Source organism: Pseudonocardia nigra, from assembly GCF_019396355.1.
GTDB lineage: Bacteria > Actinomycetota > Actinomycetes > Mycobacteriales > Pseudonocardiaceae > Pseudonocardia > Pseudonocardia nigra.
In genome coordinates this window covers 73208-82627 of sequence record NZ_JAHKRK010000008.1, presented here as the reverse complement: position 1 = coordinate 82627, position 9420 = coordinate 73208, and the positions used below count along the sequence as shown (strand labels likewise).

7 protein-coding genes are annotated in these 9420 nt (G+C 72.8%); all 7 read left to right on the top strand.

Features of this window, described 5'->3' with window-relative positions:
* The first annotated feature begins 208 nt into the window (after nucleotides 1-208).
* Genes KME75_RS03990 through KME75_RS03960 form a run of 7 tightly spaced genes read left to right on the top strand, consistent with a single transcriptional unit; the run spans nucleotide 209 to nucleotide 9407 of the window.
* Complete coding sequence (locus KME75_RS03990; protein ID WP_219413140.1) at nucleotides 209-1564, top strand: extracellular solute-binding protein; 1356 nt, start codon at nucleotides 209-211, stop codon at nucleotides 1562-1564.
* Nucleotides 1565-1567: 3 nt separating this feature from the next.
* Nucleotides 1568-2554 carry a carbohydrate ABC transporter permease gene (locus KME75_RS03985; RefSeq protein WP_219413139.1) on the top strand — a complete coding sequence of 329 codons (987 nt, stop codon included), beginning with the start codon at nucleotides 1568-1570 and terminating at the stop codon, nucleotides 2552-2554.
* Nucleotides 2555-2560: 6 nt separating this feature from the next.
* The gene (locus tag KME75_RS03980; RefSeq protein ID WP_308282536.1) at nucleotides 2561-3460 is read left to right on the top strand and encodes a carbohydrate ABC transporter permease; all 900 of its coding nucleotides are present in this window, start codon (nucleotides 2561-2563) and stop codon (nucleotides 3458-3460) included.
* Nucleotides 3457-4413, top strand: coding sequence for an ROK family protein (locus KME75_RS03975; RefSeq protein ID WP_219413138.1), 957 nt, complete (start codon nucleotides 3457-3459; stop codon nucleotides 4411-4413). The genes KME75_RS03980 and KME75_RS03975 overlap by 4 nt, the downstream gene beginning before the upstream one ends.
* On the top strand, nucleotides 4410-5015 hold the full coding sequence (locus tag KME75_RS03970) for a D-sedoheptulose-7-phosphate isomerase (protein WP_219413137.1): 606 nt from the start codon (nucleotides 4410-4412) through the stop codon (nucleotides 5013-5015). The genes KME75_RS03975 and KME75_RS03970 overlap by 4 nt, the downstream gene beginning before the upstream one ends.
* Nucleotides 5016-5034: 19 nt before the next feature.
* Complete coding sequence (locus KME75_RS03965; protein ID WP_219413136.1) at nucleotides 5035-7479, top strand: alpha-mannosidase; 2445 nt, start codon at nucleotides 5035-5037, stop codon at nucleotides 7477-7479.
* The gene (locus KME75_RS03960; RefSeq protein ID WP_219413135.1) at nucleotides 7464-9407 is read left to right on the top strand and encodes a YyaL domain-containing protein; all 1944 of its coding nucleotides are present in this window, start codon (nucleotides 7464-7466) and stop codon (nucleotides 9405-9407) included. The genes KME75_RS03965 and KME75_RS03960 overlap by 16 nt, the downstream gene beginning before the upstream one ends.
* The last annotated feature ends 13 nt before the right edge of the window (nucleotides 9408-9420 follow it).

Genomic DNA, 9420 nt, shown 5'->3' with positions numbered 1-9420 from the left:
CTTCCGATCTGGGATCCCGCGAGTCGCCCGCTTTCGACACGCGAGTCGCCCGTTCCCGGCACGTGAGTCGCCCGGTCGCGTTCCCGGGGAAACCCTCGGGCGGCCCTTGACGCTCCGCCGAACGGCGTCGTAGCTTCTGGCAACGATTCCATGTGCAATCGTTGCCAGCTCGGCCGAACGGCTTCCCCCCGACGACGTGGAGGACCAGATGAGCTCGAAGCGCAACCGCCGGTGTGCTGCGGTCGCGGCCACCGCCGCCCTCGTCCTCGCCGGATGCGGGGGCGTCGGCGGCGGTGACGAACAGACGCCCGAGGGCGGCGCGGTGCTCACCACGATGGGCTTCGGGCTCGGCGACGAGGTGGCCGAGGTCAGGGCGAACCTCGCGAACGAGGCCATCGCGCCCGCCACCGTGCAGGTCGGCGGCAGCGCCTTCGACGCGCAGCAGTTCCTCTCCGCGGTGGCCTCGGGCACCGCCCCCGACATGGTGTTCATGGACCGGCAGCTGATCGGCACCTACGCCGGCCGCGGCACGCTGATGCCGCTCACCGAGTGCATCGAGAGCCAGGACGTCGACCTGTCGCAGTACCGTGAGGCTGCGCTCGGCGAGGTGACGCTGAACGGCGAGGTCTACGGCCTGCCGGAGTTCTTCAACAACCGGGTCGTGCTCATGAACGACGCGGCGCTGGAGAGCGCGGGCCTGGAGCCCGCCGCCCTGAGCACCGCGAACTGGGACGCCCTCGCGCAGGCCACCGGGCAGCTCACGCGCATCGACGCCAACGGCGACCTCGCCCGGATCGGCTTCGACCCGAAGATCCCCGAGTTCCTCCCGCTGTGGGCGAAGGCCAACGGCGTCGACATGATCAGTGCGGACGGGCGCACCGCCAACCTCGACGACCCGCGCCTGGTCGAGGTGCTCGAGTACACGGTCGGGCTGATCGAGCAGCAGGGCGGCTGGGGCAAGTTCAAGGCGTTCCGCGAGTCGTTCGACTTCTTCGGCGAGCAGAACCCGGTCGCCGCCGACCAGATGGCCGCGTTCCCGATGGAGGATTGGTACCTCAACCAGGTCGCGAGCAACTCGCCGGACGTCCCGCTCGTGGTGTCGCCGTTCCAGGACCGGCAGGGCGGCCCCGTCGACTTCGTCACGGGCTCGGCCTGGGCGATCCCGACCGACAGCGCGCACCCGGAGCTGGCCTGCACCTGGATCAAGACGATGAGCGACGCGCCGAGCTGGGTCGCCGCCGCCCGCGCCCGGGTCGAGCAGCGCAAGGCCGACGGCGAGGCGTTCACCGGCCTCTACACGGCGAATCACGTGGCCGACGAACAGATCTTCAGCGAGCTGGTGCAGCTGGACGACCTGCCGGTGTACGACGCGGCCGTGAGCGCCGTGCTGGAGGCGCAGGAGCACGCGTTCTCGATGCCGGCCTCCCCGGCGGGTGCGGAGTTCCGCACCGCCTGGCAGGGGGCGGTGAACCGCGTCCTGGAGGGCGGCCAGCAGCCCGCCGAGGCGCTGGCGCAGGCCCAGCAGGAGGCCCAGCAGGCCCTCGACGCCGCGCCGCAGGGCTGACGGATGACCGGCGCGAACCCGCCCAGCGCGGCGGGCACCGGGCTCGTCGCCGACCGCGAGGCCCGCGGTGGTCCGCCCCGCAGGCGCTTCGAGGCGTTCCGCAGGCGCGAGACGTGGGCCGGGTACGCGTTCCTGTCCCCGTGGATCGTCGGCTTCCTGATCTTCATGGCTGTGCCGATGGTCGCCAGTTTCGTGCTGTCGCTCACCGACTACGACGGCCTGCGGGAGACCACCTTTGTCGGCTGGGACAACTACCAGCAGCTGCTGACCGACCCGAAGGTCCGCATCAGCCTGACGAACACGATGATCTACGCGGTCATGATCGTTCCCGGCACGATGATCGTGGCGCTGTCGCTCGCGATGGTGCTGGCCAGGGTGGGGAGCCGGTCGGCGGGCTTCTTCCGCACGGTGTTCTACCTGCCCGAGGTCACCCCCAAGGTCGCCGTCGGCGTGCTGTTCCTGCTGCTGTTCAACGGGCAGGTCGGGCTGATCAACGGGGCGCTGGAGCTCGTCGGGATCAACGGCCCGGCGTGGACCACCGACCCGGAGTGGATCAAGCCCGGCCTGGTGCTGATGAACCTGTGGTCGGTCGGCGGCACCGTCGTGATCTACCTGGCGGCGCTGAAGAACGTCCCGACCGACCTGTACGAGGCCGCCGCCATCGACGGCGCCTCGGCGTGGCAGCAGTTCCGCCGGATCACGATCCCGATGATCAGCCCGGCGCTGTTCTTCACGCTCATCGTGCAGACGATCGCCGCGCTGCAGACCTTCGACGAGGCCTACGCCGCGTTCTACGGCCCGTCCACGCAGTCCGGCGCGGCCACCGACGCGGCCCTGTTCTACCTGATCTACCTGTTCCAGCAGGCCTTCCAGTTCCTGCACATGGGCTACGCCTCGGCGATGGCCTGGCTGCTGTTCGTCATCGTCATGATCATCACCGCGATCCAGGTCCGGGTCAGCAAGCGGTTCGTCTACTACGAGAGCAGGTGATCGCGCGTGGCCGTGCAGACCGCAGCACCCGTCCCGCCTCCGCCGGCACCCGCGCGCAGGTCCCGCTCCCGTGAGCCCCGCCGGGGCTGGCGCAGGCCCGGCTTCTGGGTGCTCCTGCTCGCCGCGTCGGCGCTGTTCGTCTACCCGTACCTGTGGGTGGTCAGCGCCTCGCTGAAGCCGCGTGAGCAGGTGTTCGACGACCGGCTCATCCCGCGCGACTGGGCGCCCGGGAACTACGTGGCGATCTTCGAGCGGGTGCCGGTCCTCAACTGGTTCCTCAACAGCACCTCGGTGACACTGGCGGCGGCCGTCGCCGTCACGATCTCCAGCGCGATCGTGGCGTTCGGGTTCGCCCACTTCCGTTTCCCGGGCCGGAACCTGCTGTTCGGGCTGGTGCTCGCCACGATGATGCTCCCGTCGGCGGTCACGATGATCCCGGTCTACCTGATCTGGAACACGGCAGGCCTCGCCACCACGCAGGTGCCGCTGTGGGCGGCCAACCTGTTCGGCAGCGCGTTCTACATCTTCCTGCTGCGCCAGTTCTTCCTCGGCCTGCCGCGGGAGCTGTTCGAGGCCGCGCGCATCGACGGGGCCAGCTACTGGACGATGTTCTGGCGGATCGCGGTGCCGCTGTCGAAGCCCGCGCTGATCGTCGCGTTCATCTTCGAGGTCAAGGCGAGCTGGTCCGACCTGCTCAAGCCGCTGATCTACCTGCGCGACCCGGACCTGTTCACGCTGCCCCGCGGCCTCAAGGCGATCTCCGACCAGTTCGGGCAGAGCGGCGAGCAGCAGTGGGAGATCGTGCTGGCCGGCACGGTGATCACCACCGTGCCGATGATCATCGTGTTCTTCCTGGCCCAGCGCTACTTCATCGACGGCATCGCGACGCAGGGGCGCAAGGGTTGAGCGCGGGGACGGCTCCGTCGGTGCTCGGGCTCGACATCGGTGGCACGAAGCTGGCGGCCGGGGTGGTGGACGCCGACGGGCGGGTGCACTCGTTCCTGGTCGTGCCGACCCAGGGCGAGCAGGGCCCACGGGCGGTGCTCGACCGGCTGTTCGCGCTCGGCCGCAAGGCGCTCGCCGAGGCCGGGGCCGAGCCGGGCGGGGACGTGGCCGCGGTCGGCATCGGCTGCGGCGGCCCGCTGGACCTCGACCGCGGCACGCTGCTCGCACCACCGCACCTGCCCGGCTGGCGGGACGTGCCGGTCGTCGCGGAGGCGGGCGCGGCGTTCGGGCTGCCCGCCGCGCTCGACAACGACGGCGCCGCCGCCGCGGCGGCCGAACACTGTTACGGCGCGGGCGTGGGCACCCGCGACATGGTCTACCTGACGCTGTCCACGGGAGTCGGCGGCGGGATCGTGGTGGACGGCGAGGTCCGGCGCGGCGCGGGCGGGAACGGCGCGGAGCTGGGCCACGTGATCGTCGACCGGCGGGGCAGGCCGTGCCGGGGCTGCGGCGGCCGTGGGTGCCTGGAGGCCTACGTGTCCGGCACGTCGATCGCGGAGCGGGCGGCGGACGAGCTGGGCACGCCCGGGCTCACGGCCGCCGACGTAGCCGCCGCCGCGGCCGCGGGCGAACCGGTCGCCGTCCGGGTCTGGCAGGAGACGGTCGCGGCCCTGGCCTCCGGCCTGACCTCGATCGTCAACGTGCTGGAGCCGGAGCTGATCGTGCTCGGCGGCGGGGTCACGCGGTCGGGGGAGGCGCTGATCGGGCCCGCGCGAGCCGCCGTGCGCGCTGCCGCGATGACGCCGGCCGGGCGCGCCGTGCGGGTCGAACGTGCGGGCCTCGGTGACCGCGTCGGCGTGGTCGGTGCCGCCGCCGTCGCGCAGCAGCGGCTCGTCGACGGGGTGCCGACGTGACGGCAGCCGAGAAGCCCGCCGACCAGCTGGCCGACCACCTCGCGCTGGCCGGCCGGCTCGGCGCACTGCTGCCCGAGCTCACCGCCGTGGCCGAGCGCCTGATCGAGGTCTACTCCCGCGACGGCCGGCTGTTCACGTTCGGCAACGGCGGCAGCGCGGCCGACGCGCAGCACCTCGCCGCCGAGCTGGTGGGCCGCTACCGCCGGGACCGGCGGCCGTTGCCCGCGCTGGCCCTCACCGTCGACCCGTCCGTGATCACCTGCATCGGCAACGACTTCGGCGCCGACGACGTGTTCGCGCGACAGGTGCGCGGGTTCGCCCGGCCCGGCGACATGGTGATCGCGTTCTCCACCAGCGGGCGATCGCCGAACGTGGTGCGGGGGCTGGCCGCGGCGCGGGAGCAGGGCGCGGTCACGGTGTTCTTCGGCGGCAGCGGCGCCGACGGGCGGGGCGGGGCCGCTGCCGCGCACGCCGACCACGCGCTGATCGTCGCGTCCGGCACGACCGCCCGGATCCAGGAGATGCACCTGCTGCTGCTGCACCTGCTCAGCGAGCAGGTCGACGCGTGGGCAGCGGCGGGGGAGCCCGCCCGTCCGACCTAGCCGTACCCGAGGGGGAACCGTGTCGCCACCGGCCGAGCACCGGCTGCTGCACATGATCGGAAACGCCCACATCGACCCGGTGTGGCTCTGGCAGTGGCCGGAGGGCTACCAGGAGGTGCGCGCGACGTTCCGGTCGGCCGTCGACCGGATCGCCGAGTACCCGGAGTTCGTGTTCACCTGCGACTCGGTGCTCTACCTGGCGTGGGTCGAGGAGGCCGATCCCGAGCTGTTCGCCGAGATCCGCCGCCGGGTCGCGGAGGGCCGTTTCGTGGTCGTCGGCGGCTGGTGGGTGGAGCCGGACTGCAACCTGCCGGGCGGGGAGTCGTTCGTCCGGCAGGCGCTGTACTCCCAGCGCTGGCTGCACGAGCGGTTCGGGACGATCGCCACGATCGGCTGCAACATGGACTCATTCGGCCACAACGCCGCGATCCCGCAGCTGCTGCGCAAGGCCGGCATGGACTCCTACATCTTCCTGCGGCCGGGCCCGCACGAGATGACCCTGGCCGGCCCCTACTTCTGGTGGGAGTCGCCGGACGGGTCGCGCGTGCTCGCCTACCGCATCCCGCACGAGTACGGCAGCTCGCCCGGGGACCTCGGCCACCAGGTGGACAAGTCGCTCGCCCAGCTGCCGCCGGACCTGCCCGAGCTGATGGTGTTCTACGGCGTCGGCAACCACGGCGGCGGCCCGACGAAGGCCAACATCGAGAGCATCCGCAAGCTCGACGCGGTCGACGCGCTGCCGCGGATGCGCTGCGCGTCGCCGCGCGAGTTCTTCGACGGCGTCCGGGAGCGCGGCGGGGACGTCGCGGTGCACGCCGGGGAGCTGCAGCACCACGCGGTGGGCTGCTACTCGGCGCACTCGGACGTCAAGCGGTGGAACCGGCGCGCCGAGAACCTCCTGGCGCGGGCGGAGAAGTGGTCGGCGGTGGCCGCGGTGACCTCCGGCGTCGAGTACCCCGTCGAGCGGTTCGCCGAGGCCTGGAAGCTCGTGCTGTTCAACCAGTTCCACGACACGCTCGCCGGCGCCTCGATCGCGGCCGCCTACGTCGACAGCCGCGACCAGTACGGGCACGCCTGCTCCATCGCCGCCACCGCGTTCAACCGGGCGATCCAGTCCATCAGCCGTCGCATCGACATCCCGGCCGAGCCGGACATGACCCCGCTGGTCGTGTTCAACCCGCACCCGTGGCGGCTGCGCGCCGACGTGGAGTTCGAGTTCGGCGGCTTTCCCGCATTCGGCTCCACCGTCGTGGACGACGAGGGCAACGACGTGCCGGTGCAACGCACCCGCTCCGGGGCCACCGTGCTGGGATGGCGGCGCCGGTTGGTGATCGCCGCCGACGTCCCGCCGCTGGGCTACCGCACCTACCGGATCCGACCGGCGGCGGAGCAGGAGGCGGGGGCGGCCGTCCGCGCGGGCGACACGGTGCTGGAGAACGAGCACCTGACCGTCGAGATCGACCCCGCCACGGGCTGGTTGCGGCGGCTGCACGCCAAGGCCGCCGACGTCGAGCTGGCCGGGCCGGGCGGGCACGCGGTCGTGGTCGTCGACGAGTCCGACACCTGGGGCCACCGGGTGCGCGCCTTCGACCGCGTGGCGGGGCAGTTCGCCCCGGAGTCGGTGCGGCTGGTCGAGCACGGCCCGGTACGCGCGGTCGTGCGGGTGCGCAGCCGGTACGGCGAGTCACGGCTCACCGAGGAGTTCGTGCTGGGCGCGGGCGCGCGGCACGTCGAGGTGCGGGTGCGGCTGGACTGGCGGGAGCAGCAGCGGATGCTCAAGCTGCGGTTCCCGACGGTGCTGCGCGACGTCACCGCCACCCACGAGATCCCCTACGGCAGCGTCGAGCGCCCGGCCGACGGCAGTGAGGAGGCCACCCAGGCGTGGGTGGACGTCACCGGCACTCTCCCCGACGGGCGGCGCGCCGGCCTGTCGGTGGTGAACGACGGCAAGTACGGCCACGACGTGCGCGGCGGCGACATCGGGATCACCGCGGCGCGCAGCCCGGTGTACGCCTGGCACGAGCCGAAGGAGCTCGACGACGACGAGGAGTACGCCTACCTCGACCAGGGCCTGCAGGAGTTCACCTACCTGCTGCTGCCGCACACGGGCGATCGGCGGGCGGCGGGCACCGTACGCCGGGCCGCCGAGCTCAACCAGCAGGCGTTCCCGCTGCTGGAGTCCTACCACTCGGGCGACCTGCCGCAGCAGGGCTCGTTCCTCGCCGTCGACGACGACGCGGTGCTGCCCACCGTGCTCAAGGGCGCCGAGGACGGCGACGGCGACCTCGTCCTGCGCGCCTACGAGACGGCGGGTCGCGCCGCCGAGGCGACGATCGAGCTGCCGCTGCTGGGCCGCACGGTGAAGGCGGCGTTCGGCCCGAGTGAGATCAAGACGTTCCGGGTGCCACGCGACCCCGCCCGCCAGGTGGTGGAAACGGACCTGCTGGAGTGGGAAACGCAGTGACGCACCGCAACCACCCCGCCCCACCCGACCTGCAGCAAGGTGGCTTTACTGCCACTGGACGGCAGCAGAGCCACCTTGCTGCGACGGAGGACTGCGGCGGGCGGCCACTGCGGGTCACCGTGTTGGGTGCGGACGCCGGCGCGTTCATCGCCTCGCTCGTCGTCGGGCCGCGGGACGGGCGGCGGTACGACGTGCGGCTGCACGTGCGCTGTGTCGCCGACACGCCCGTGTCTGCCGGGATCCGGGTCGAGCTCGCCCTCGGGGCGTCCGACGACCCCGGCTGGCTCGTCCCCGGCGCGTTCTACGGCGAGAACCGGCCCGCCGCGTGCCGGGTGCGCTACCCCCGCTTCACCACCGACGACCCCGACCCGGCGCTGCTGGAGTCCGCCGAGTGGGCGTTCCGGGCCGACCGTACGGCGACCCCGGCCGTCATGGCGTGGGACGGCGAGGGTGGCGCGGCGCTCGCGACCACCGAACGCAGCCCGGTCGGGCAGGCCGGCGTCGGCTTCGCGCTCGACGGCGACCGCCCGCTGCTGCGCCTGCACTTCCCGTACCGCGAGGAGCCGGTCGTCTACGACGGCTCGGCACAACGGCTGCCCGCCGACGTGCCCGTCCACGAGTGGCGGCCCGGCGAGGAGGTGACGCCGGCGTTCGCGGTGTACCTGCTCGGCCCCGACCGACACGCCTATACCGACGTGCTCCGCGACGTCCACCACCGCACGGCGTCCGGGGACCCCGAGGCCGCCGCCTGGGTGCCGATCGAGGAGGCGGCCGACCTCGCCGCGTGGGGGCTGTACCGCTGGCACTACCGCCCCGACCCGCCGGTGCTGCTGGAGACCGCCGCGTTCGACCGGCACGCGCTGGGCGAGCGCGGCGACCGGCAGGCGATGCACGTCTCCTGGATCAGCGGGATCCCGTACGCGTACGCCCTGCTGCGGCACGGGCGCCGGCGCGGCCGCGCGGACTACGTCGACGCGGCAACCGCCGTACTCGACCACATCTGCGCGAACCTCACCCCGGCGGGCACGTTCTGGGGCCAGTGGACGGCGTCCGGGGGCTGGAACGTCGGCTGGCACCCCGACCGGAACCGGCTGCACGCCCGCACGCTCGGCGAGGCCACGCTGTTCCTGCTCCGTGCGGTCGTCGAGGCGCCGGGGCACGACGGCTGGGCGGCGGCGGTCCGGTCCAACCTGGACGTCGCCTGCCGGGGGCAGCGGGCCGACGGAGCACTGGGCTCCGCGTACCACTGCGCAACGGGCGACGTGCTCGACCGCACCGGCACGGCGGGCCTGGCCTGGGTCCCGGCGCTGGTGGAGGCCGCGGCGGCGTTCGGCGAGCCCCGCTACCTCGACGCCGCGCGCCGGGCGGGCCGCTTCTACCTGGACGCGCTGCGGGAGGAGTTCCTGTACGGCGCCCCGGAGGACGTCGACCTCGCGCCCAGCTCCGAGGACGGCTACCTCGCGGTCCTTGCCAACGTCGCGCTGCTCGAGGCCGACGACGACCCGGTCTGGGTCGATGCGGCGCGCCGGGCGGCGGACTGGACGCTGACCTTCCGCTACACCTACGACGTCGACTTCGACCGGCACACGCTGCTCGGGCACTACGGGTTCCGCAGCCGCGGCGCCGACCAGGCCTCGCCCGCCAACCAGCACCTGCACTCCTACGGGCTGATCTGCGCGCCGGAGCTGCGGCGGCTGGGGGAACGGCTCGGCGACGACTACTACCTCGCGTCGGTGCGGGAGAACCTCGCCTGCTTCCGGCAGTTCGTCGCCCGCCGCGACGGCGACTTCAACGCCTACCGCGGGATGGTGAGCGAGCGGTTCTACCAGACCGCCTGCTACCAGCCGAAAGGCATGCTCCTGACGCTCTCGCACGCCTGGTGCATCGGCGTGCTCCTCCTGGCGTGCGAGGACCTCCTCGATGCCTGACCCGACCGCACAC

Coding starts and splice junctions, on each gene's coding strand:
- KME75_RS03990 (WP_219413140.1), top strand. CDS start 209: ATGAGCTCGAAGCGCAACCGCCGGTGTGCTGCGGTCGCGGCCACCGCC.
- KME75_RS03985 (WP_219413139.1), top strand. CDS start 1,568: ATGACCGGCGCGAACCCGCCCAGCGCGGCGGGCACCGGGCTCGTCGCC.